At 42.6% G+C, this 25,200-nt stretch carries 19 protein-coding genes; 8 read left to right on the top strand and 11 right to left on the bottom strand.

Going from position 1 to position 25,200, the window contains the following annotated elements:
• Positions 1-34 precede the first annotated feature (34 nt).
• Entirely contained in the window at positions 35-3,094 is a 3,060-nt protein-coding gene (locus H6571_23640) for a M1 family metallopeptidase (GenBank protein ID MCB9326741.1), read from the bottom strand.
• A gap of 39 nt (positions 3,095-3,133) precedes the next feature.
• Between H6571_23640 and H6571_23635 the strand changes: the two genes are divergently transcribed.
• From H6571_23635 to H6571_23625, 3 genes are all read left to right on the top strand, one after another.
• Positions 3,134-3,838, top strand: coding sequence for a hypothetical protein (locus tag H6571_23635; protein MCB9326740.1), 705 nt, complete (start codon positions 3,134-3,136; stop codon positions 3,836-3,838).
• Between the two features lie 184 nt (positions 3,839-4,022).
• Positions 4,023-5,036 carry a hypothetical protein gene (locus H6571_23630; protein MCB9326739.1) on the top strand — a complete coding sequence of 338 codons (1,014 nt, stop codon included), beginning with the start codon at positions 4,023-4,025 and terminating at the stop codon, positions 5,034-5,036.
• Positions 5,037-5,563: 527 nt separating this feature from the next.
• Positions 5,564-6,145, top strand: coding sequence for a nitroreductase (locus H6571_23625; GenBank protein MCB9326738.1), 582 nt, complete (start codon positions 5,564-5,566; stop codon positions 6,143-6,145).
• A 251-nt stretch (positions 6,146-6,396) separates the two neighbouring features.
• On the opposite strand, the gene H6571_23620 is transcribed toward H6571_23625, so the two are convergent.
• The gene (locus tag H6571_23620) at positions 6,397-7,038 is read right to left on the bottom strand and encodes a hypothetical protein (protein MCB9326737.1); all 642 of its coding nucleotides are present in this window, start codon (positions 7,036-7,038) and stop codon (positions 6,397-6,399) included.
• Positions 7,023-8,093 (bottom strand): RHS repeat-associated core domain-containing protein, encoded by a 1,071-nt coding sequence (locus H6571_23615; protein MCB9326736.1) that lies wholly within the window; start codon positions 8,091-8,093, stop codon positions 7,023-7,025. The genes H6571_23620 and H6571_23615 overlap by 16 nt, the downstream gene beginning before the upstream one ends.
• Here H6571_23615 and H6571_23610 point away from each other — a divergent pair.
• A complete protein-coding gene (locus H6571_23610) occupies positions 8,088-8,225 on the top strand; it encodes a hypothetical protein (GenBank protein MCB9326735.1) in 138 nt (45 codons plus the stop codon). The two genes, H6571_23615 and H6571_23610, sit on opposite strands and share 6 nt — an antisense overlap.
• 203 nt (positions 8,226-8,428) lie before the next feature.
• Here the strand turns inward: H6571_23610 and H6571_23605 are convergent, their stop codons facing one another.
• From H6571_23605 to H6571_23585, 5 genes are all read right to left on the bottom strand, one after another.
• On the bottom strand, positions 8,429-9,064 hold the full coding sequence (locus tag H6571_23605) for a hypothetical protein (GenBank protein MCB9326734.1): 636 nt from the start codon (positions 9,062-9,064) through the stop codon (positions 8,429-8,431).
• Positions 9,065-9,067: 3 nt separating this feature from the next.
• Positions 9,068-9,226, bottom strand: a complete 159-nt coding sequence (locus tag H6571_23600) for a hypothetical protein (protein ID MCB9326733.1) — start codon at positions 9,224-9,226, stop codon at positions 9,068-9,070.
• A gap of 200 nt (positions 9,227-9,426) precedes the next feature.
• Positions 9,427-9,987: a hypothetical protein gene (locus H6571_23595; protein ID MCB9326732.1), complete on the bottom strand. Its 561-nt coding sequence runs from the start codon at positions 9,985-9,987 to the stop codon at positions 9,427-9,429.
• A gap of 636 nt (positions 9,988-10,623) precedes the next feature.
• Positions 10,624-11,469 (bottom strand): CPBP family intramembrane metalloprotease, encoded by an 846-nt coding sequence (locus H6571_23590; protein MCB9326731.1) that lies wholly within the window; start codon positions 11,467-11,469, stop codon positions 10,624-10,626.
• A 12-nt stretch (positions 11,470-11,481) separates the two neighbouring features.
• A complete protein-coding gene (locus H6571_23585; protein ID MCB9326730.1) occupies positions 11,482-12,585 on the bottom strand; it encodes a hypothetical protein in 1,104 nt (367 codons plus the stop codon).
• A gap of 737 nt (positions 12,586-13,322) precedes the next feature.
• On the opposite strand from H6571_23585, the gene H6571_23580 reads away from it, so the two are divergent.
• Positions 13,323-16,877 (top strand): tail fiber domain-containing protein, encoded by a 3,555-nt coding sequence (locus H6571_23580; protein MCB9326729.1) that lies wholly within the window; start codon positions 13,323-13,325, stop codon positions 16,875-16,877.
• Positions 16,878-17,261: 384 nt separating this feature from the next.
• Here H6571_23580 and H6571_23575 read toward each other — a convergent pair whose 3' ends face one another.
• Positions 17,262-17,564, bottom strand: a complete 303-nt coding sequence (locus tag H6571_23575) for a type II toxin-antitoxin system RelE/ParE family toxin (protein ID MCB9326728.1) — start codon at positions 17,562-17,564, stop codon at positions 17,262-17,264.
• Positions 17,561-17,839 carry a hypothetical protein gene (locus H6571_23570; GenBank protein MCB9326727.1) on the bottom strand — a complete coding sequence of 93 codons (279 nt, stop codon included), beginning with the start codon at positions 17,837-17,839 and terminating at the stop codon, positions 17,561-17,563. The genes H6571_23575 and H6571_23570 overlap by 4 nt, the downstream gene beginning before the upstream one ends.
• A 506-nt stretch (positions 17,840-18,345) precedes the next feature.
• Between H6571_23570 and H6571_23565 the strand changes: the two genes are divergently transcribed.
• The gene (locus H6571_23565; GenBank protein ID MCB9326726.1) at positions 18,346-21,270 is read left to right on the top strand and encodes an FAD-binding oxidoreductase; all 2,925 of its coding nucleotides are present in this window, start codon (positions 18,346-18,348) and stop codon (positions 21,268-21,270) included.
• Between the two features lie 191 nt (positions 21,271-21,461).
• Positions 21,462-22,340 (top strand): mechanosensitive ion channel family protein, encoded by an 879-nt coding sequence (locus H6571_23560; GenBank protein ID MCB9326725.1) that lies wholly within the window; start codon positions 21,462-21,464, stop codon positions 22,338-22,340.
• 190 nt (positions 22,341-22,530) lie between these two features.
• On the opposite strand, the gene H6571_23555 is transcribed toward H6571_23560, so the two are convergent.
• The gene (locus H6571_23555) at positions 22,531-22,830 is read right to left on the bottom strand and encodes a hypothetical protein (protein MCB9326724.1); all 300 of its coding nucleotides are present in this window, start codon (positions 22,828-22,830) and stop codon (positions 22,531-22,533) included.
• Positions 22,831-23,285: 455 nt separating this feature from the next.
• Between H6571_23555 and H6571_23550 the strand changes: the two genes are divergently transcribed.
• Entirely contained in the window at positions 23,286-24,668 is a 1,383-nt protein-coding gene (locus H6571_23550) for a hypothetical protein (GenBank protein MCB9326723.1), read from the top strand.
• Positions 24,669-25,200: the final 532 nt, after the last annotated feature.

Genomic DNA, 25,200 nt, shown 5'->3' with positions numbered 1-25,200 from the left:
TGATTCAGTGTTTTGAATGAATTTAAACAAATTTCTAAGGGACCAGAATATCTTCCAATAGTTCCCACGGGTTCAAATTATTTAAATCAATCTTAAAGCCGATTCGTTGAAAATAATTCCCGCGTTCCTTAAACCGGTCCTGGATCTCTTTTGAACTGATCACAGGGAAATAAATTTCTGCCCTTCCTCCAAGAATCTCCAGCAACAACCCGCCGCTCCATAAAAAATTATGTTTGTCAATAAAGGGTACTTCGCTATGGAAATAGCCGATATCAAAATAGGGTTTTAAAGGTATCTTTCCCGTAAGTTTTTTAGGCAAGTCAGCCCGCAAATTCAACGCTGCGATGTAACTGCCACTCCTGCCGAGTGAAAATGCATTGCCAATAGGGAACTTCATTCCGCCCTCGCCGCCACCGATCTGGTTGGCCCTTAAACCTTTGTTTTCACTACGTCCGAAATAAAAATCATCGAACCGGTAGTCATTGTATCCCTGTGCCGACAGATTGAAGGCATCTGGGAAAACCGGGAATGCGGAAGATTCTGGGTTTTTAAGAAAACCGCCGGCAAAAAATCGTAGGTCGATATTCCTCTTTGATGCGTAGGTGTAAGCAGTGTTGAGCTCTATCCATGCTTTGATATGACTGGTGAATCCCGAGAGAGCCCAGCCGTAATAATCCAATTGATTGGTTTCAATCCCTATTTGAAAACTATTAGGATTGACGACCCTTTTGTTTTGATAATCGTATATCAAACGGATGTAGTAGGCAGTGTTGCCATCGCTTAAGCCATAAAAAGTTCCGTCATAATCATAAATAGCCTCCTCCTTGTCAACAATCGTGGCACTCAAGGATAATTTTTTTGTTACCGGGAAGGCCAGTTTTGTTTTAAACGTAAAATCAAGATAGGGCTTAAACCTGTTATAAGCGAGGTTATAGGCATCGGTTTCATTGTCAAAAAAATGGAAGCGACGCACATTGAGTCCAAGGCGTATGTTGCGAAAAACATTGTCGGGCATGAAATTGTAATGAATATCCCCTGTTCCTGCCAGCGATTTGCTTTTGAAACCGTACAGTGGAAGTACCCGGAATTCCAATTTTTTCGAGGGCAGGGCGGTATTGTAAAGGGCAACCCCAAGCATGAAACCGTCATAAGCATTCCGGGCAGGAAGGGGCAAATAATACAAAGTCGATCGCTTATCGTTTTCTACTCCGCCTAAAAATTTGAGATGCAGCGGTTCTGCCTTTTTGAAAATACCGGATGTTTTCAGGTTATTGTTATTGCGGTAAAGATCGGGCATCGACCGGGTTTCATCCAGCACAAGAAGGTCGTAATCTCCTTTGGGAAAATTTACGGTGGCTTTATTTTCAATACCTTCATACCATTGGGTGGTCACCAGCCCAGTGTCTTTTTTAGCAGAAATGCTGAACGGTCCGGAGGTTTCGCCTTTATTTTTTACGGTCAATTGGTATTGGTCTCCTTCCTCCCGGATGCCGGTCAGCGCATAATCAAGGGTTTTATCTGTAAGAAACAGGTCTTTGACGACCCAGTCGAGCGATTGCCCCAGGGAGGATTCCATCACGGCCTGAAAATCTTCGGGCTGCGGGTGTTTGAATTTCCATTGGGTGAAATAGGACTGCATGGCTTTGTCAAAGGCCTCGAGCCCAACATAATTTTCAAGATACTTTAGCACCATGGGTGGTTTTAAATACGCTCCGATCAGGTAATTTGGAGCATAAAAATCATCACTGGGCGTGTCGCAAGCCTGGCTTTTTCCTTTGCGTTTGAAAAAGTCGTAGGCCAGTTCAGAAAGACCCATATCGGAATCTTTCATCAGGAACGCTGGAATGTAATTGGCATCCTCCGCATGGCCGTAATATTCAGTCATGTAACGTTGTTCATAAAAACTGTTGAACCCTTCGTCCATCCAGGCATGGTCGCGCTCATTGGAGCCGAGAATGCCGTAAAACCAGTTGTGTCCCACCTCATGGGTGATCACCTCGTCCAGGCTTTCGGCACTACCCGTTTGGCCGATGACGGTGATCATGGGGTATTCCATGCCTCCGCCGGCACTCAGGGCACTCTGGATGGCTGTGGCATGAGGGTAAGGGTATTCGCCCACCTGGTCGGAATAAAAGCGGACAGAGCGGCTGACATAATCCACCGCTTTTTCCCAGTAGGCTTCATTCGTTTTGGTGAACATCACCCAGGTGTCCACCTTTTTTCCGGAAGCCAGGGTGACTTCGCTTTTGCGCACTTTAAATCTTTTGTCGGCAAACCAGGCAAAATCGTGCACATTTTCTGCGGTATAACGAATGGTTTTCATGGTGGCTGAGGAAGGAGGGAACGCTTCCCGGTCAAATCCCTGCACCGGATTTTTAAGGGTGTCAAAATACATATTGGTTGACTTAACCTGCTCTTCCAGAAATGCCCTTTCTGAAGCGGTTTCAAGGGTGCCGGTAGCGCCAACCACATAATTTTCGGGTAAGGTAATGGTGACATCAAAAGAGCCGAATTCCGAGTAAAACTCTCCCATGTCGAGGTAAGGCATCTGATGCCAGCCATTGCGGTCATAAACGGCCGGTTTGGGGAACCACTGGGTCATCTGGTAGGATTGGCCCACGTGTCCGAGGCGGGAGAAAGAGGCCGGAATTTTTACTTCAAACGGGGTTTTTATGCGTACGGATGCGCCACTGGCCAGGGGTTGGCCAAGCGTTAAAATGGCAATGTCCGGGTTGGAGGGCTCAAGGGTAAAGGAGGCAGGGACTTCGTCTGTGGTGAAATCCAGGCCTGTTATGAAGCCCCTTTCTTTTTCATCGGAAAAATAAAAACGCGTGTTCCCCGTGCGAACCTGCTGGCGGGAAAATGCCGTTTCGGTGTCTTTAAAGGCATTGGGCCAAAGGTGCATGTACAGGAAACCAAGGGCATCCGGGGAATTATTGGTGTAAACCATTTCGATGGTCCCTTTCAGGGTGTGATTTTGATCGTCGAGGGTCACGTTGATCGTATAATCGACCGTTTGTTGAAAATAAGACTTTTGCGCTTGGATATTAAAAAACATCAATGCAAAAAAGAGGGTTAAAAGGATGGTTTTCATACGTTATTCATTATTTTGAGGTGAATTTATGCAAAATAGATGAAACTCAGATTAAATTGCCCGGAATGTAATGAGGGCATAGCATATCAGGACATCAATATCTTTAAAGCGATTGCGAAATGCCAAAACTGTGGTACGGTATTCGATTTTGAGAAAAAAGACGTAAATGCCCGGTATCCGAAAGAAAAAGTCCAGTTGCCGGACAGTATGGAAGCCTTTTACATGATTTCCGGTTTTGACCTGGAGATCAGTTGGAGGAAGTCTTCTTCGAATTTTAAATTCTTCCTGTTTTTTACGATTTTCTGGAACGGCTTTATTTCGATATTTCTCGTTGTTGCCCTGGCTTCCGGGAGTTATGGATTTTTACTGCCTATGGGGTTCCATATCGTGATCGGGGTTGGACTGATCTACTACCTTGTTGCAGTCCTTTTAAATAAAACCTATATTGGAGTTTCGCAATGGTCACTGACCGTTGAGCATAAACCCCTGCCTATGCCTTTTTATAAAACGAAGGATATTCCATCCAAATCCATTGAACAGGTATATGTGGAGCGCTATGAAGCCAGTAAGACCAATGGCCGGCCGGATTATGCTTTTGCCGTGTTGGTAAAACAGGAAGGAATGGAAAAACCTATCAAAATAATGAGAGGGTTGAAAACCATGGAGCAAGGTCGATTCATCGAACAGGAGATTGAAAAATTTCTCCATATCGAGGATAAAACCATGGAAGGCGAATGGCTGTAGAAAGCCTATTTTTTCAAAAATAGTTTTTCTAGGGCATTTCATCGAAAAAATTGCCATCTGCCTGCAAAAATGCTTAACTTGTCTGAGTTATTTTGGATTGTATCCAAAGTGTTGAAAAATATTTTTTGGTCTCGCTTCTCCAGAGAAAGGCAGGGCCGGTAATTGTAAATAAAAAAAATAAACCATGGGAGTTTTAGATGAATTCAAAAAACTATTTTTTGCTGCCAAATCCGTTTCGAAATCAGCCGCTGATAAAGCTGTAGACAAGGCCAAAGAAACCGGGGATGAACTGGTCGAAAAAACCGGGGAAGCTTTTAAGAAAGTAAAAGATAAAGCCGAGGAAGTATCCGGTGATGCAGTGGAAAAAGCCGGCGAAATCTACCAGAAAGCAATGGACAAATCAGAGGATGTGGTCGAAAAAATTTATGAAGAAGCTTCTCGGATGAGCGAAAAGGCAAAAGGTTTCGTGGAAGACGTGACGGAAAAGATCGCCGCTAAAAATGATCCGCCAAAAGAGGACGGCCCACTAAATTTTGAAGCTCCGATGGAAGGAGATCCTGAAAAGGCCGGGAGTACTTTCAAAGATTCAGCCATCGAAGCGGGCAAAAAGATAAAAGATGCAGCGGGAGAGCTGGGCGATAAGTTTATGGACAAAACCAGCGGCGTGCGTGAAAAAGTGATGGAAGTTTCAGACGAGGTAGGCAGCAAAGTCCTGGATGCTTCTGAAAAAGTAGGAGGTAAAGTTTTGGATGTGGCCGAAGACGTGGGAGAAAAGGTACTCGAAAAAGGAGGTGAGCTATGGAAACGAGCCAAAGAAGCCGGTAGTTCCATGATGGACAAAGCAGAGGACCTGGTCAATAAAGCCCAGGAGGAAGCTAAAAAAGAATCCATGGATGATGTCATTGAAGATGCGAAGAAAATGGAAAGCGACCTTGCCGATAAGGTTCAGGATGCTGATCCCGTTAAAAAAGCACCGGATGTAAAAGACAGCCTGCTCAAGGGAAAGGACAGCTTTTTTGAAAAGGCCGAACGTTTTGCAAAAGGAGATTATCATAATGAAGGCGGAAAAACGGGTGATATGAAAATCGAAAAAAATCCGGATTTTAAGCCGAAAAAAGCAGAAGGAAAAGCTACCGGGTTTGATGATCTGGACGGCGATGGCGATGAGATCATCGATGACGCTATTATTGAAGATTAACGGAGAAAGATAAGGTAAGATGACTCATGTTTTTTGTCTGATAGCTCTTTTTACAATTTTGGAAAAATTCAATGGCTTATTACGGGCATAAAAAAACCGGGTAGGGAGGAGCCCTACCCGGCTAAATTAGGACATGTATGTTGACTATGGTCGTCCAGGCAAAAGGGTGGAGGAATTTCCTCCACCAGTTTTCGGTACCTGCCGTCTTTGGGTTGGCAGGAGGGATTGGGATTAACGGTTTAAGGGATGATCTTTTGAACAAAAATTAAAAATGTAATGGGTGAGCAATGCTCGAAAAACGTTCGTGGGATTATGGCCGCAAAAACTGCCGGCCGGGGATTCTCATAGTAAGTTATTTGCCCCCTATATAAATGTTGTTGTAGAAATGTGTGTGTGTTTGTTTGTGTTGTTGCTTATTCAGACGGACATATTTTGGAAAGTCACAAATGTTTAAAAAAAATTGAACTTTTTTTTCAATGGGGTATTTACATTGAACATTTGTTCATGTAGATTAATCAATACAAGCCATGCCTTTATCACCGGAAAAAGTAAATGAATTGCTCAGGAACCGCAGGTCGGTTTTCCCAATCTCCTATATTGATAAACCCATTCCCAGGGAGATCATCGAGCAGGTTTTGGAGAATGCCAATTGGGCACCCAATCACAAACAAACGGAACCCTGGCGTTTTGTCGTTTTCAGGGAAGATGGGTTGAAAAGACTTTCCGATTATCTGGGAGAACATTACAAAGCCAATACCGAAGCAAGTAAATTCCTGGAAGCCGCATATCTTAAGTCGATGGAGAAACCACTCCAGTCTTCCTGCGTTATTGCCATCTGTATACAGCGGGATGAAGCGGAAAGGTTGCCGGAATGGGAAGAGATCGCCGCCACGGCCTGTGCCGTGCAAAATATGTACCTCACCTGTTCGGCTTATGGTATCGGTTGTTATTGGAGTACCCCAAAGGCGATTATTGAAGCGGATGAGTTCCTGGAACTCGGGCCGGGGCAGCGCTGCCTGGGAATGTTCTACATGGGATATCATGAACAGGAGACCTTCAACCCACGCCGGAAACCAATTGAAAATAAAACCCGTTGGGTGGAAGATTGATTATTTTGATCTCGGGTGGTGGTAGTTTTTAGTTACTGCAATCAGAGGTGCACCAGCCAGGCTTTTTGTTTCTTTGTTTATGTATTTGATAACGCCCGAGCTGAAAGCTCTGCAAGCATAGCCCGCTTAAGCGAAAACGCTTAACCGATCGGACTTTTTTATTTTTTGGTCGACATGCTTCGCCCATCAGAGAGACCATTCTAAATCTCCAATAATGACTCTCATGCCATCGGGGGAAAATAAAAAAATTATTATTTAAACCCTAAACGAATAGCTTCAGATCTTTTGTCTGGATTACTAACATTCCATTTACTTCCTTCATAGAAAAATATCAATGTATTCCCATTTATAGATATTGAGTCAATACAGCTTGACTTGTCTATAGCAGGACATAAGTTATTTAATAAAACATCCTTTCGCGTATTAGAACCAAAATCAATAATTTCAAAAACACCCTTGCTAGGATTCTTCGTGGTAATAATAATTTCACGGTTAATATTATTATAAACAACGGGCATAAAGCTTAACTCCTTTGTATTTGGCACCAAAGGCAATATTACATTCAATACACAATTTGTGCCACAGGATTGTTGAAGCAAGATCCATTTATTATTATATTCTAAATGTGACAAATACCCATTTGAAAATATATCAAAAGTGTCTTGAGAACAATTTTCAAAAAAAGAATTTCCCCATTTCACTAAAAACCTTTCGCTATTCAAATATTCAAAATAATAGTAGGCCGAATCTAATTTTATTGTATCAACTGGGGAAAAATTAGTTCCTTCTAATTGTTCCACTGGATTATTGAAATCAGCTTCAAGTTTTTGGGTTGATTTATTCCCACAGCTTCCTAAAATAACCACAAAAATTATTATTAATCGAACTTCCATAATCCTTTAATTCCTTGATGATTAACATTTAAATTTATTTTTTTGTAACCTGATTGGCCATCTCTAAAAGATGAATTTGAAGAATGGTAAACATGAACTCCATTTCCTATATTACTTCCACAAATAGCCCCATAAGCAGCATTTATACTCGCACCCCATGCATTTTCGTTAAAACTTGATCTTGTACCACCCTTTTCTTTAGCAGTAAACGGATTTTGAAATTCATCATTTCTATGGCTCGTTGAAGAAGTAACATCATATGCGCCACCTACATTTATAGCTCCAGCCAAAGTTCCTTCAGGGTTTTCGAAACTTCCAAATGGTAATGAGGTACGATTAACAGCAGATTCAGCAACTATAGCTTTTGCATTTTCATCACCTATACTCATTTCCGCATAGGTCAACCTTGAAAGAACTCCCAAATCACTGTCCATTCCGTGAACTTCCGCAATATTCAATACTTGCTCATATCGCTCAGAATCATCAATAGTCCAACTATCAAGATTTGCTAAACTGCTAATTTCTCCAAATTGGTCGCTGTTTACGAGGGCAATTTGATCCTGCCCATCTTCAATATGCTTAGTTTGTCCAGTTTCAATATTTAAAAAGTCTGTTTCAACACTTCTTCCGTCAGGATCAATCAGTAAAATCGGATTTCCCAAGACATAATTATAAGGCGAATAAGCATAATACTTTTCCGCCAACGGGTCTACAGCATTCCATCTCCCGATCGCCGGATCATAATACCTTTTTCCATAATCATACCACCCAATATCCTCATTCCACTCCTTCCCATTATACAAGTAATCATTCTTTGGGCCGACAGTAGCCACCCAATTACCCAATTGATCCATACCAAAAGGATAATAGTGGTTTTCCTGTATCAGTTCACTTTCGTCCTCTGGCGTGTCAGGATTATCCAGGTCCACATACCCGTTTTGATTCAAATCTGCTATGGCAACTCTTGTGTTACCCAGATGATCTTTGAGCCAGTATTCTACTCTGCCATCTTCTCCTGCATTTTCTGCTGGAATAAAACGACCTTCAGCATGCATGATCTGGAGAAGCTCACCATCAATGTATTCAATACCATTTACCCCCCGATGGTCGCAGCTCACCTGGTGACGCAGGAGACAGGCTTTCGGCTTCGACCCTATACGTTCATCATATCACCCGATCAAAAATAACCCATTCCTTTTCACAAATCAATATATCCGATAGGGAAAAAGCCCGGCGCGGCCAAGCTTTTTGTCTTCGTTTCATTGTCTGTGTATTTTCTAACGCCCGGACTGCAAGTCCTGCAAGCATAGCCCGCTTAAGCGAAAACGCTTAACCGATCGACCTTTTTTATTTTTTGGTCGATATGCTTCGCCCATCAGGGGGTTGTATACTACCAAATTACAAACCAGTATATTACTTCAAAAGTCTCATTGTTCATTGCTATGCCTTTAGAGTAACCATGCTTCCACTCATCTGGCATATATTTACCATCTGTTAAATATCTCTTGTCCCAATAAACTCCACTCTTAGCATCTAAAACAAATAGTACAAATTTATTAGGCAATTTGCACCTTGTAGTATCATTTTTTTTTAACGGCCAAAAATTCGGTACAGGTAATTTACCTAACAAACACTTAGTCTCAAAAATCTTTAATTCTTTTGAACTTGCTTTTGTTCTATCAGAAATATTTGTTGCAGTTGTAAACATATTTACGACAAGCAAACACGTATCTCCTGCGCTATAGATTGTTTTCGTAGAATTTTTTAGTGAATTAAACATGTTAAAAAAATCATTCTCAGAGTAATTTTTCCTATTAAAATTGTTTAATAAAAAAACTTCTGTAACATCAAATTTTCCATCTTTGCTTATATATGTAGAAAATTTTCCATCTGAAATATCTGGAAAATGGTTAACAAAATCGTGATTAAAGAATTCTAATTCCTTTTTAAATCTATCCCTATCAATGTCAGTTTGTTCACACGAAAAATTGAAAAATAGAAAAATTGAAAATATGATATATTTCATGATTTAAAATTTTATTTTTACATTTTTAGCACCTTCCCTAAGCAAATCTCCCACAGGTTTTTTATAATCAATTGATTTTCCGGTACCACCTCTACCAAAATTCTTCCTTAATTCTGTTGTTGTCTCATAACGTCCAATTTTCCTACCATCACTCGTTATCATAGGTTCTATAGTAGTCCCAGGAATTCCCCCCGATGGTCGCAGCTTTCAGCTTCGACCCTATACGCTCATCATATCACCCGATCAAAAATAACCCATTCCTTTTCACAAATCAATATATCCGAAAGGGAAAAAGCCCGGCGCGGCCAGGCTTTTTGTTTTTTCATTTTCTGTGTATTTTCCTAAGGCCCAGGCTGCAAGCCTTACAGGCATATTCCGGTCAAAGCTTTAAGCCTTGACCATCGACTAGTGCGGCATGCTTCGGACATCGTAGGGTTTGGCACAACAACATTGAATTGACTTCCATCCTTCTCAATATTAAACTCCCCTAATTGATTTGGATTATCTTTTAATTTAGACGCATCATCAGAAAAGACGAAGATATCTTTAGACTTTTCTAAGGCATTTATTTTAGCTCCAAAATCAGCATTATAATTCGTGTTTTCTTTGACTTTACCTCTTCTTGTTGTAATTGTCTTAGAGGTAAAGCTTTTCACATAAGCCTCAATACTTGAATTTGCATATTTAATACTATCACCATTAATATCAATAATAGAAATCGGATTATTTGCAGCATATCCATAGGGAGACATAGAAACGTATTTTTCAGCAAATCTGTCAATTTTGTTGAATCTCCCGATCGCCGGATCATACCACCTCGCTCCATAATCGTACCACCCAATCTCCTCATTAAACTCCTTACCATTATACAAGTAATCATTCTTAGGTCCGACAGTAGCCACCCAATTACCCAATTGATCCATTCCAAAAGGATAATAGTGGTTTTCCTGTGTCAGTTCACTTTCGTCCTCTGGCGTGTCAGGATTATCCAGGTCCACATACCCGTTTTGATTCAAATCTGCTATGGCAACTCTTGTGTTACTGTCGATCGGTTAAGCGTTTTCGCTTAAGCGGGCTACGCTTGTTGGACTTTCAGTCCGGGCCCTTCCGATTGCCGGATCATACCAGGCCAGGCTTTTTGTTTCATTGTCTGTGTATTTTCTAATGCCCAGGCTGCAAGCCTTACAGGCATATTCCGGTCAAAGCTTTAAGCCTTGACCATCGATCTTTTTTTATTTTTTTGTCGACATGCTTTGGACATCAGGAGGCATGCTTCGGCCATCAGGGGGGGCGCTACCTCGACCATGCGCCTGTTAGTCTCACGGCGGGTAGCTTGGCCATTATCGCGCATGCGCAAGGCGCTTTAACGCAAAAAGCCCGGCGCAAGGCCAGGCTTTTTGTTTTCTTCATTGTCTGTGTATTTTTTACGCCCAGGCTGCAAGCCTTACAGGCATATTCCGGTCAAAGCTTTAAGCCTTGACCATCGACCTTTTTTTATTTTTTTGTCGACATGCTTCGGCCATCAGGGGTGTCTGTGTAATTCCTGACTATCGACTTTTTTATTTTTTCGTCGATAAATTTCTGGCATCAAACTTTACTGAGGACAATAATTTGACACAAATAAAAAGAACCAATGAGACACAAATAATATAAGTTAACCAATAGACTTGATGATTAACTATGTAATGAAACAAGTGAAGATCTACAACTCCTAGATTGTCTAATAAAAGTAAAGAGTTGTAAAAAAAGTGGGCTAAAAAGGCAAACAATATTCCATACTTAATTCGTAAAATTGAAAATATAATGCCAATTAAAAAATAATTCATCAGAGATAAATAATCTAAATCATAATTGTCATTTGTCACATAAAAGTGACTAACAGAATACAGCATGGATGTGACAAAAGCACCTAATAGCATTTGGTTCTTTTTTAAAAAAGGAACAAGAAGTAAATCCCTAAAGAATAATTCTTCAAAAATTGGCGCAATAATCAAAACTAATAACAGATCTAAAAAGATATCTTCAAAAGAAATGCTATTAAATTTGAAAATAGGGGCATCTTCCAAATTAAAGTTATGGTAAAATGGATCCATTATGGATAAAATGAAATATGCAAGCACAAAAGAAATTATTACTTTTTTTACTTCTCCTCCTTTTCTAATTACAAATGCTATTTTATTGTTTCTAATACTTATATACATAAGTGTAAAAACAGTAAAAATGACAAAAGGAAACCAAGTCAATATATTTAATAATAATAAATAACTATCATAGTTGATGTTTAATTTATTATAATCATTTACACCTAAAAAATATGCTGAAAATGTTATTACATACATTGGTATATATAAGATCAAAAACAATCCTATTACCCTAATAAATAACCTTTGAAAAATATTTTTCACGATATAAGTATTTTATTTTTCGTCTATGGCTTTTTTAAGTTTGACATTAACCCTTTTTAAACTATCATTTTTATGCTTTAAATATCCTTTTCGATTAGATTCAATTCCAATTTTTATTAACTCATGGGTAATTAATCCAAGGTTGGGTTTTCCATTGTCCTCTGGATTTTTTCGTGCATCAATTATATTTTCTCTATGATTGGCTATCTCCCTTGTCAAGCTATCAATGGATTTATTATTTTTAGAAATTGTCTTCTGATTTTCCTCAAATTCTTCTTTAACCTCAGCCTTCTCATTTTTTAGATCAATCTCATTTGATACTCTTTCCACAATTTCATCCCCAAACACATTGACAACATCACCCGGGTCAATATTCGACTTTTCCTCCCCATCTTCACCAATATAATTTTGACCATATTGGCATTGGACCGTTTCATTAGCTCTTTCAGCCGAAATGCCCGTCTCAAGATGTAAAGACCAAGCACTATCACCATCTTCTGCTGTATAGGTCCCATCTCCATTATCAATCCAATCATTTTGTTCAGGAGCCATACCTGTAGGGTCAATAAATAAGACAGGATTATTGAATGTGTAACTATAAGGGGAATGGGAGTAAAATTCTTCCGCCAGCGGATCAATGGCATTCCATCTCCCAATAGCCGGATCATAATACCTTGCCCCATAATCATACCAACCAATATCCTCATTATACTCCTTGCCATTATACAGGTAATCATTCTTTGGGCCGACAGTAGCCACCCAATTACCCAATTGATCCATACCAAAAGGATAATAGTGGTTTTCCTGTATCAGTTCACTTTCGTCCTCTGGCGTGTCAGGATTATCCAGGTCCACATACCCGTTTTGATTCAAATCTGCTATGGCAACTCTTGTGTTACCCAGATGATCTTTGAGCCAGTATTCTACTCTGCCATCTTCTCCTGCATTTTCTGCTGGAATAAAACAACCTTCAGCATGCATGATCTGGAGAAGCTCACCATCAATGTATTCAATACCATTTACATATTCATGTACTTTTCCATTGGTGATCTTTTTCCATTTCGTTCCATTGGCATCGTAAACAATAGTTGTGTTTGTACCAATGCTCTTTGGCAAATTTAAGAAATTATACCCCCCCGATGGTCGCAGCTCACCTGGTGACGCCGGAGACAGGCTTTCAGCTTCGACCCTATACGCTCATCATATCACCCGATCAAAAATAACCCATTCCTTTTCACAAATCAATATATCCAATATTATTCCGAAAATCCAAAATTTTCACACCCTACCAAAGCACAAAAATCCAACGCCCAAGGTGGTCAGCCTTATGTTTTGTTTCAGAATAAAAGTAATTCAAACCGCTCATGTTTACCTGGCTTTAGACAGGCTGGAAGCTCTACGATTGCCTTTTTTTATTTTTTGTCGGCAAGCTTCGGCTATAAGAGGAATGAAGAGAAGGTCAATATGTAAATTCTTCTTTTTTGCAGAAGGGAAATTGATTATTGCCCCGAACTTATTTTTACTGTCTTTCCAGAATGAAACATTTTCCTTGTTTATTCGTATTTTTATAATGTATGTAAATTAAGATTTGAAAACAAACGGGATTTTGCCTTTAGCGTGAATGTAGATCATGAATTTCATGTCTTCATTTTTTAGGAGCAGGGCAAAAAAGAAAGGAAAAAACTGTTTTCTCTCAATTTATTTTTCAAAACTCCATACGCATTTTTTTTAACGACTTCATAAGGAACGGTGAAGTTGGGGATTTGTATACTTAATTTTTCGGGGTTCTTTTTATTATTCTTGAGGTTAAATCAGGATCCTTATTTCATCATTTAAATTAAACCTTAGCCCTTATGAAAAAATCTCACCTTTTGACCTTTGTGTTACTTATTATTGCTACAGTAATGTTTGCCCAACATGTGCCCCAGGGCATGAATTACCAGGCTGTTGCACGTGATGAACATGGTCAGGTTTTGACCAACCAGGATATTAGTTTAAGAATCAGCCTGCTGGCGGAAGGTCCCGATGGAAAAATGGTCTACAGCGAAATACACGAGGTGACCACCAGCACCTTGGGACTTTTTAACGTAGTGATAGGAGAGGGATCTGCCCGTATTGGTGAATTTGAGAAAATTCCCTGGAGCAGTACAACGATGTGGATGGATATCGCCCTTGGACTTGATGGTGATTTCATTTCGATTGCTACCACCCGATTGTTAACCGTTCCTTATGCGTTTCATGCAGGCACTGCAGGAGAGGTCATTGGTGCAAGTTCTTCTGAAAAATCAGGCGCCCCCTTTTGGAAGGTTAATGGCAATAGTGGTGTTTTGGACCAATACCAGTTCCTGGGCACTACCGATGCAAAAGCACTTGTCTTCAAAACGAATAGTCTGGAACGAATGCGTTTGTTGGCAAACGGTCATTTGCAGATGAGTAATAATAATATTAAAAATCTGGCAGATCCTGTAGATGCGCAGGATGCTGTAACAAAAAAATTTCTGGAAGGGGTAGTTGAAGCAATATCGTTTAATTGGAGTGATATATCCGGCATACCTTCGGATATAGCTGATGGCGACCAGGTGAATGACGCGGATTCAGACCCTACGAATGAACTTCAGGATTGGAGTACGCTTCCAGGCATACCTTCGGATATAGCTGACGGCGACCAGGTGAATGACGCGGATTCAGACCCTACGAACGAGCTTCAGGATTGGAATACGCTTCCGGGCATCCCCGCGGATATAGCGGATGGAGACCAGGTGAATGACGCGGATTCAGACCCTACGAATGAGCTACAGGATTGGAATACGCTTCCGGGCATACCAGCTGATATAGCCGACGGCGACCAGGTGAATGACGCAGATTCAGACCCTACGAATGAGCTTCAGGATTGGAGTACGCTTCCGGGCATACCCGCTGATATAGCTGACGGCGACCAGGTGAATGACGCAGATTCAGACCCTACGAATGAGCTTCAGGATTGGAATACGCTTCCGGGCATACCAGCTGATATAGCCGACGGCGACCAGGTGAATGACGCAGATTCAGACCCTACGAATGAGCTTCAGGATTGGAGTACGCTTCCGGGCATACCAGCGGATATAGCTGACGGCGACCAGGTGAATGACGCAGATTCAGACCCTACGAATGAGCTTCAGGATTGGAGTACGCTTCCGGGCATACCAGCGGATATAGCTGACGGCGACCAGGTGAATGACGCAGATTCAGACCCTACGAATGAGCTTCAGGATTGGAGTACGCTTCCGGGCATACCAGCAGATATAGCTGACGGCGACCAGGTGAATGACGCGGATTCAGACCCTACGAATGAGCTTCAGGATTGGAGTACACTTCCGGGCATACCTTTGGATATAGCTGACGGCGACCAGGTGAATGACGCGGATTCAGACCCTACGAATGAGCTTCAGGATTGGAGTACGCTTCCGGGCATACCAGCAGATATAGCTGACGGCGACCAGGTTAATGACGCGGATGCAGACCCGACGAATGAGCTTCAGGATTGGAATACGCTTCCGGGCATACCCGCTGATATAGCGGATGGCGACCAGGTAAATGACGCGGATTCAGACCCTACGAATGAGTTACAGAGCTGGAGTACGCTTCCGGGCATACCCGCGGATATAGCTGACGGCGACCAGGTGAATGACGCGGATTCAGACCCTACGAATGAGTTACAGAGCTGGAGTACGCTTCCGGGCATACCCGCGGATATAGCTGACGGCGACCAGGTGAATGACGCGGATTCTGACCCTACGAATGAGTTACAGAGCTGGAGTACGCTTCCGGGCATACCAGCTGATATAGCTGACGGCGACCAGGTGAATGATGCGGACTATGATCCGGGTAATGAATACAATACCAGCTTCATTTTAGCAGGTAGTGAACTTCAGATAACGGATAATGGCGGAACATTAACCACCGACCTAAGCAGTTTGGCTGGCGGCGGGACCATCCAAGGTACAGATGGTAACAATTTTAATATCAGGGCAAAAAATGAAGGGGCAGTTCCCGGTAACGCCAGAGGAGAGCATAGTGTTGATCTGCAGTCCTCAAGATCAATTGGTATTCAGGTGGCTTCAGGTGAAAAATCAACTATAAGCGGAGGAGCTAAAAATGGTGCACTAGGGGATTATGCTACTGTAGGCGGTGGCGAGAATAACTATGCTTCTGGTTATTATACAACCATAGGCGGTGGAGTTGATAATGATGCCTATGAAGATTATACAACCATAGGCGGTGGAGCCTTTAATGGTGCAGATGGGGCTTACGCTACCATAGGCGGCGGAGCCGGTAACGGAGCATGGGCTTATGCTACCATAGGCGGGGGGGCCGATAACGGAGCAGATGGGGCTTATGCTACCATAGGCGGGGGGGGCGCTAACGTAGCAAATGGGGCTTATACAACCATAGGCGGCGGGTCCGGTAATGAAGCAAATGATGATTATACAACCATAAGCGGCGGGTTCATTAACACAGCAGATGGGCTTTATGCTACCATAGGGGGTGGCGAGGATCAATATACCTATGGTGATTATTCAACCATAGGCGGCGGGTCCGGTAACGGAGCAGATGAGGCTTATACAACCATAGGCGGCGGGTACGGTAACAGAGCAAGGGGGCTTTATGCTACCATAGGCGGTGGCGTGGATCAATATGTCGATGGGGATTATTCAACCATAGGTGGCGGAGCCTTTAATAGTGCAGATGGGGCTTACGCTACCATAGGCGGCGGATTATCATTGAGAGCAAATTCTTTTGGAGAAACGGTTGTGGGACTGATGAATGTTCCAAGCGCAGGAAATCCTGTCGAATGGGTAGAAACAGATCCCATTTTCGTGGTGGGGAACGGGGAGCCGAATACTAATACCTTTTCCAATGCTCTTGTTGTACTGAAAAACGGAAATACGGGCGTAGGCAGAACTCCAGTAACCAATACCCTGGAAGTTGAGGGCGAAGCTTCCAAAACCAGCCCCGGGGACTGGATAGCAAACTCCGATGCACGGCTTAAAAAGAATCTTCAACCATTACCATCTGATAAAATGCTGGAAAAATTACTCGCCTTACAGGGTATCAATTACGAATGGAACGATACTCAAACGGGTAGCAGACGGCCTGAAGGTGTCCAATACGGTTTTACCGCTCAAAATATCCAGGCCGTATTCCCTGAATTGGTGGAGGAAGACAATCTCGGGTTCCTGCAAACGGCATACGGCACTTATGATGCTATGTTTGTAGAAGCCATCCGCGAGCTGAATAATAAGATCGAACAACAACTTGAGCAATTGAATCAGTTAAAAGAAGAGAATGCAAGGCTCAAAGAACAACTGGAGCAGCAACCATTTACCAAAAGAGAAATAGAGATTCTTAAAGCGATGGTCAATCAATAATGATCGACAGGACTTTCAATAGGCCTATGTTCCTGTAAGTGTTTTACTTCGAAGGGATAAACAAGATGATATTCTTCATGATCTCCTTAGTCTGAAGATAACCGGGAAAATATATTTTAAGAAAAATGCTTAAAATAGCGGGTGATGTTGTTCCAGGCTTTCAACATCGAACGACCAGGCGATGGTCGAAGCTAAAAACCTGCCTGCCTTCGGCGTCAGCAAGAGGCAGACAGGCTTTTTGCTTCGATCCTATACGCTCATCATACCCGATGGTCGCAGCCTTCCGGCGGAGCAGGCAGGCCTAAACCATCGATCTTTTTTTATTTTATTTGTCCGTCTAGCTTCGGACATCGTGAGCTAGACGTTTAGCTTTGCTGGGCAGGCCTATGACTTCATCTTATTCGGATCTTGCCGGGTATCAAAAATATCGGTAATAATAATGAAAGGTGTGGCAATCAGGTAAATTATCTTGTATGCTGCCCCAACAAATAGGGAACGGTGACCAGATTCCACTTCACGCAGGTTTTCTTCTTCCGGTCCCAACTCAGGATACTCTTCCAGTTCTTCGGAACGAGCAAGGATTTGACGGGTAATATGGCGACCTTTTTTAGGATTTCCAGTATCGTTGTAATAATCTGATATTTGGGTAATCCGTCGAAGTGCATTGGCCGTAAAACGAAGTTTCATAAGCCCAACTTAGCCTTTACCTCTTCTATGTCATGAATACGTCCGGCTTTAATATCTTCCTCTGAATCGATTGCTCTGGCTACCAGCTCTTCTTTCGTCATAGGCTTTAAGCTGGCTTCGTAAGCCGCTATGCGTTGTTGACGGCTTTCTTCCAAAGCTTCCGGTTGGTAACTTTTAAAAAGGCTTTCGGTTACCTCGGACAATACACTTAGCAGCCTTTCGTCCGCTTGTTCAATTCGAAGATGTAATACTTCCTTGATTTGCTCTGTACTCATGACTTGCCTGATTTGATAAATTGATTGTTGTTGCATAAAGTTAACGATTTTTATGATAAAAAGATTTCTATTTCAAAGGATGAAATTTTCCAATGACCGTTTTAATATGATATTTTCCCTTGTAAAAACACCTACCCATACCACCGCTGTGATAGTGAGAAAATGTAAGCTATTTTGATTGGAAATCCTGTGTCCTGCCATGATGTATAGTAATGTGGCTTTTACCTATAAAAGCCATGAACAAGGCAAACGTGACATTTTTTTAAGATTTTTTTTTAATATGAATGTACGATTTTGATATAGCTAAGTAATTCCTCCCCGATCTCCGAAGCATATCCAAAAAAACAAAAAAGTCCGATAACCCCGGCTTTCAGCTTCACCCTTCCGGGCATAAAAGTCTAGAAAACAAGCCTCCATTCATAATGATAAACTATTTCCAATGGCATCTATTGTTATTGTGAGGATGGATTTGTAATTTGACTTTTTTAAATAAGTCAACCGGTTTTATGAATACACCTGACTTCTCTATCCTCACCTCCCGGCTGCAGGGAGCTTTTTATACCGACAAGCTCATGCAGGCTCTGTATGCTACCGATGCTTCCATTTACCGGGAATATCCCCTAGCGGTTTGTATGCCCGAAACGATCGAAGATATTAAACTTATCATTGATTTTGTGCGGGAAAACGGCCTGTCCATTATCCCGCGCGCCGCCGGAACCTCCCTGGCGGGGCAGTGCGTGGGCCAGGGGATCGTGGTGGATATTTCAAAAATGAACCGCATTCTGGAAATCAATGTGAAAGAACGATGGGTAAAGGTACAACCGGGGGTAGTGCGCGATGAACTCAATGAATTTCTTCAACACTATGGCATGTTTTTCGGGCCCAATACGTCCACGGCCAACCGCTGCATGATGGGAGGAATGGTGGGGAACAATTCCTGTGGAACCACCTCTATCGTTTACGGCTCCACCCGCGATCATACGCTCGAACTGGAAGTGATATTGAGTGATGGCTCGACCGTTACCTTCGGGCCGATGGGTCGATCTGATTTTGCCGCTAAGGCGAAGGAGAATACCCTGGAAGGAGATATTTACCGCCAGCTTCAATCCGAACTCGCCACTCCCGGTCTGCAGGAATCCATCAGGAAGGAGTATCCACGACCAAGCATCCACCGTCGGAACACGGGTTATGCGGTGGACTATTTGCTGGAGTCAGAAGTCTTTACCGGGGGAGGGGAGGTGTTCAATATGTGTAAACTGCTGTGTGGATCGGAAGGAACCCTGGCCTTTACCACGGCCATTAAGCTGCACGTCGATCCGCTGCCTCCTGCCCATGATGTGGTGCTTTGTGCCCATTTCCGGAGTATGAACGAAGCCATGAGGGCGGTAGTGCTGGCGATGGAACACCAGCCGACGGCTTGTGAACTGATGGACGATACCATTCTCAGGTTGAGTAAAGAAAACATTGAACAGCAAAAAAATCGTTTTTTTGTCAATGGTGATCCCAAAGCTATTCTTACCATTGAATTTCGAGAAAATAGGGAGGAAGCTGCTGAGGCGAAAGCCAATAAACTTGCTGAAGCTTTTAGGCGGGCAGGATTGGGATATGATTACCCCAAAGTCAGTGGTGCCCGGACGAAAGCCGTATGGGATCTTAGAAAAGCAGGACTCGGCATTCTCGCGAATATTCCCGGCGATGCCAAAGCGGTTGCTTGTATAGAGGATACCGCAGTGGACATAAAGGATCTTCCTGACTATATCGATGAATTTGATCAATTATTGACTTCCTACGGTCAGGAACCGATCTATTACGCCCATGCCGGAGCCGGGGAGATTCACCTGCGGCCCATTTTAAACCTCAAGGACAGGGAGGACAGACAATTGCTTTTTGACTTGACTGAAGCTTCCGCAAAACTGGTCAAAAAATACAGAGGCGCCTTAAGCGGGGAACATGGTGACGGGAGATTGAGGGCCCAGTTTTTGCCCATGATGTTGGGGGCGGACAACTATGCTTTGCTCAAACGGATCAAACAGCAATGGGATCCCCGAGGAATATTCAATCCCGGGAAGATCGTGGATGCCCCCGTGATGAATACTTCCCTTCGCTTTGACGAAGGGCAGGTCAACCGCAGGTTTGAGACCATCTTTGATTTTTCCGATACCTCCGGTTATATTGGAGCAGTAGAAAAATGTACGGGATCGGGCGATTGCCGCAAACCCAATATTGCCGGCGGGACCATGTGTCCCAGTTTCAGGGCTACCATGGATGAGAAGGACTCTACCCGCGGCCGTGCCAATGCCCTGCGTGAATTGCTGAGTCGTAATGAGGAAGCCAACCCTTTTGACCAGGAAGAACTTTACCGGGTGCTCGACCTTTGTTTGTCGTGTAAAGGCTGCACTGCCGAATGCCCGTCGAATGTGGATATGCCGAAATTAAAGGCCGAGTTCCTGCACCAATATTACAAAACCCAAAAAGTCCCTTTCCGCAGCCGGTTTTTTGCCCGATCAGCCCAGCTGAATAACCTGGGAAGCCTTTTCCCGACGGTGACGAATTTCTTCCTGAAGCATGCGCTGAGCAGTGGCCTGTTGAAAAACGTGCTCGGTATTGCCCACCAGCGACCCTTGCCGCTCTTGTACAAAACGACTTTGGATAAATGGTACAAAGCCAATCCTCCCAGGGTACAAAATCCATTGAAAGGAAAACTCTACCTGTTCTGCGATGAAGTCGTTAATTTTAATGATACGGCTATCGGCATAAAGGCCATTGAATTGCTAACCAGTCTTGGGTATGAAGTCAAAATGTTGCCCTGGACAGATAGTGCTAGGGTGCAAATTTCCAAAGGATTAATGGAAGAGGCACAAAAAATTGCCCGGAAGAATGTAAAATTATTTTTTCCTTTGATCTCCGAAGCCGTGCCGCTTGTGGGGATAGAACCTTCGGGCATATTGGGTTTTCGCGATGAATATCCTTCCTTGTTGCGTGGGGAATGGCAGGAAAAAGCCACAGCCCTCGCTCCTTTTACGCTGACCATTGAGGAATTTTTGCATCGGGAGATCGAAAAAGAAAATATTGTTGCGACTTCTTTTACGCAGGCTTCCCGCCATATATTATTGCATGGTCATTGCCATCAGAAATCTTTATCGGCCCAGGAAAAATCGGCCTGGATTATGAGTCTGCCTAAAAATTATTCGGTAGAGATTATCCCTTCCGGCTGTTGCGGTATGGCCGGTTCTTTTGGTTATGAAAAAGAACATTACGGCCTCAGTATGAAAATCGGGGAGATGGTATTGTTTCCTGCGGTGAAAGGGGCTGCCGGGGGGACGGTCATTGCCGCCCCGGGCGCGAGTTGTCGGCAACAAATTGCCGATGGGACGAAAAAAAAGGCTCTTCATCCGGTGGAGGTGCTTTGGGAAGCGGTTTTAAAAGATTAAAGGCTAAAGATTAAAGGCTAAAGATTAAAGGCTAAAGATTAAAGATTAAAGGCTAAAGTTTAAGGTGAAGGGGGGCGATAAACCTTATCTGTTTGTGGATTTGTACAACTTAGGAGAAGAAGTTGGTGTTTTATTAAAAGTAGGTTGGTAAAGTGGTTTTAGCTTTTAGGTTCTTTCAAAAATGTTTTACCATGAATGAAAAATTGCGGCAGACTTTTCTCGAATTTTGGGATCATTTGATCGAAATGGCGCCCAATATCCTGGTAGCTATTATCGTTATGCTCATCTTTTTTTTGATGGGCCATTTCCTTTACAAATTTGTCAATAAACGATTTTTATCTAAGTGGGAAGGAACCATTGTGACGAAATTCATAACCAACAGCATCAAATGGCTTTTATACCTGATCGGCCTGCTCGCTGCACTGGATATTCTGAACATGACAGGAATTGTCAGCAGCATTATGGCCGGGGCAGGAATCACCGCCATCATCCTGGGGTTTGCCTTTAAAGATATTGGCGAAAATTTCCTGGCAGGTGCCTTGCTGGTGGCCAAAAGGCCCTTCCGAATTGGGCATGTTATTGAAGTGGATGGGCATAAAGGAGTGGTGAAGGAAATGGATATGAGAACCATCCATTTGCGGAATATTGAAGGAAAAGATATTTTTATTCCCAACTCCATGATCGTGAAAAATGTGGTCATCAACTATACTTTGGACGGATTGCTGAGGCTTGAGTTTATGGTAGGCCTGGATATACCATCGGATATTGCCGAAGCCACCCGGCTGATCAGGGATTATCTTTCGCAACAACCCGAGGTGCTCAAACAACCCGAGGCTAACGTCATTGTCATGGAAATTGCGGAATTTACCGTAAACCTGAAGGTACTGTTTTGGGTAGATATTTTAAAGAACAAAACAGTCTCCCCTTCTTACCTGGGCATCACCATTCGCAGCAGGGTCATACAGGAAGTGAAGGACCTGTTGCTCGCCCATGGCTTTAACCTGCCATCACAAATCATCGAACACAAAAATTATTCCGGCCCGATGGAGCTGAAGGTGAATAAATCTTAAGCTAAAACATCATATGGGGGGACACCAGGGGGCAAATTTCATTGCCGTCTGTTGGGATAAGCGAGCGCAGGCCCGTCCGATCAGATCGGGAGCGGACCCGCTGGTGCCCATCATTGCGCCTATGATGAGGGGTTGCTCTTTTTTTTGGATAGGTGGTTTTGGAGCGAGCGTGTTTTGACAACATAGGATTTTAGCTGTTTTTGTTTCCCTGCAGGATACCCCAAACCGAACGTTCTGAAATGTTGAACCGCTCGGCTAGGGTATGGACCGCTCTGGTTTTTTGGGCCGGGAGTTTTTGGTGCAGGTTTTCATATTCGTGTAACACTGTGTATTTTTTGATGTTTGTGGTGGGTACCAGCTCCTGGTCGATCAGGAAAGTGATGAACCCGGTCAGGCTTTCTTCCAGTTTATGCCTTTCGCAAAAGGATTTATAGTTTTCGTACAGGTATTCCTCGAATTTATCCAGAATGTATTTTCTATTTTCACTCATTGCTGGTCGGATGTTTTATGGCTATGCACTCCGGGGATGATTCCGCCGAATAGCTCCTGAAGATCAGGTTCGAAGGAAACATCCCCTTTTCAAATTGCAGGTATTTGGTTTTTTCCGGCTTTTTTAATTCAATTCAAAAATGCAGGGTTTTTTATAAAAAATCACCTACAATTTTCACCGCTTTCACCATGTATTTTTTGGTTTTTACCGGTCAATTATTTTTGCAGTATCGTCTGGTTTATGCCCTGCCGTATTCGTATCTGAATTGATTTTTATTTATTATAAAACCTTAATTTTCAAAATTATATGTGTAAATTTGGCAGTGTATTTATTGCACAGGAGGTATGCATAGATATTTCTTCGGTCGCTTCGAATGGCTGCAGTATTTATGCTTAATTTTCACCACAATTTTTTGCATTTTGTTAAGCAGTAAAGTATTTATTCTCTTAAAAAATATGTCTCCTGCTGAGATGAAAGGCTTCAAGTCCTACCTGAAGGGACTTTATCCCCAAAAAACGGTGCTGCACCATGTTTTTGATTACCTACACAAATACCATCCCGACTATAGGTTTGAAAATAAATTGGAAGCCGGGTACGCCCATCAAAAGATATTTGCCCGTCCGTTGAAAACTAAAAGCCATCGTTCTAACCTTTTCAATACCCTGGGAGAGATCAAAAATTACCTGGAGGATTACCTGTTGTGGGGCGAAATGCAAAAAGATACCTTCAGAAGAGACGAAACCTTGCTGGAGATTTACCGGGAAAGGAATATTTATGATTTTTACAAAAAGTATTTCGACAAGGCCTGGCAACGGCTTGAACAGAATGATAACCTCGATATGTGGAACGAATCCAGGCGATTGCGATTAAAACACGATAGATATTTTTATCGCAATACCGATGGTTTTGAAGGAAGAACCCAGACTCTTAACGAAACGATACGGCACCTCAATGCCCTATGGATAAGCGGCACTTTAAAATATGCCTGTGAATTGTCCTTTATTACTGGGATGCAAAAGGAAAAAATGAATTACCCTTTACTGGAGGAAGCTAAAAGCATGTGCCTTGAACCACCTTATAGTGGCAACATTTTCAACAAGATTTATTTGCTGATGTTAAGGCTTTTGGAGGAGGAAGATTTTGAAGCTTACCTGGAATTAAAGCAATTGATTTTCAACAACTATCAATTGGCGGAGCCCAATGACAAATCTCTTTTTTACGGATTTTTACTCAATTACGTATCGCAAAAAATGAAACGGGGGCAGATCCTGTTGTATGGTGAGGAGCCATTGGATATTTACAGGTTTGGGTTATACAGCGGTATCGTTCTTGAAGATGGCAAAATATCCTCCGTCGCCTTCAATAATATAATAACCACCGCCTGCAGGGCAAAGGATATCGCCTTTGCCAGGGAAGTCATTGAAAAACTTGCCGGAAACCTGGAGGATAAATTACGAGCGGATGCCGTAAAAATAGCAGAGGCTATTATAGCGATTGAAGAAGCTCAATACGATAAGGCGCTGGAGTTTTTAAACACGGGAGAATTTTTTTCTCCTGACCTGGGGCTTCGCTACCGAATCATAAAATCACAGTGTTTATTTGAAATCAGGTCATTTGATGTATTAGAGTATCATTTGAATGCTTTCGAGCATTGGATCAGGCGGAATGTTAAAAAATTGGGGTTGCCCAACCAGGAAGCTACCCTGAATATGATTAAATATACGAGACTGTTGACCAGACCTGAAGGAAATTCTCAAAAAATGCTGGAAGAATTAGAAAAAGCTCCCTACCTTTTTAATAAAGCCTGGTTGATCGAAAAGCTAAATGATTTAAAGTGAGTACGGTCTTGATCAATAATTAGCAGCTCCCTGCTAATTGGTTTTAAAAATTTAATCACCGAAAATAAAATTTGAGCAACGTCAGGGCACGATGTGCCGGGGACAGGCTACTGCGACCTAAATGCTCCTTTCTTCAAGAAAAAATGCTTGTGTGCTGTACCTGCTGAAAAATCGGTGGTTACTACATCAAAACCAAAAAACAGGGAAGCTGCTCGGTATCCCCTAGGTAATAATATCTTCGATACCGATTCCTGCCAAAAACATCATTAAAAAGTTCATAATCATTCAATTTTAGTGGTTAAGAAATATGGTGAACTGCAAGCCGGTAAGCAGGAGGGAGGCATACCGGGTTATTTCTCTTGCGGGCATGGAAAGGGCCTTTGTCTTCCGGGAAAGACACGCAATGCAAGGCTCGAAACCTGATCAAAATGTTCGAAAAGGGCAAGCCAATGGCTCTGAAAGCAGTGGTCGCCGCTTTTGTTTTTTACTTATTTTCCGTTCCGTTCAGGAGATTCCTAATGGAAAAATGAAT

The sequence above is a fragment of the Lewinellaceae bacterium genome, from assembly GCA_020636105.1.
Lineage (GTDB): Bacteria > Bacteroidota > Bacteroidia > Chitinophagales > Saprospiraceae > BCD1.
The sequence above is the reverse complement of the archived record's forward strand: the minus strand, read 5'-3'. Positions and strand labels throughout refer to the sequence as shown.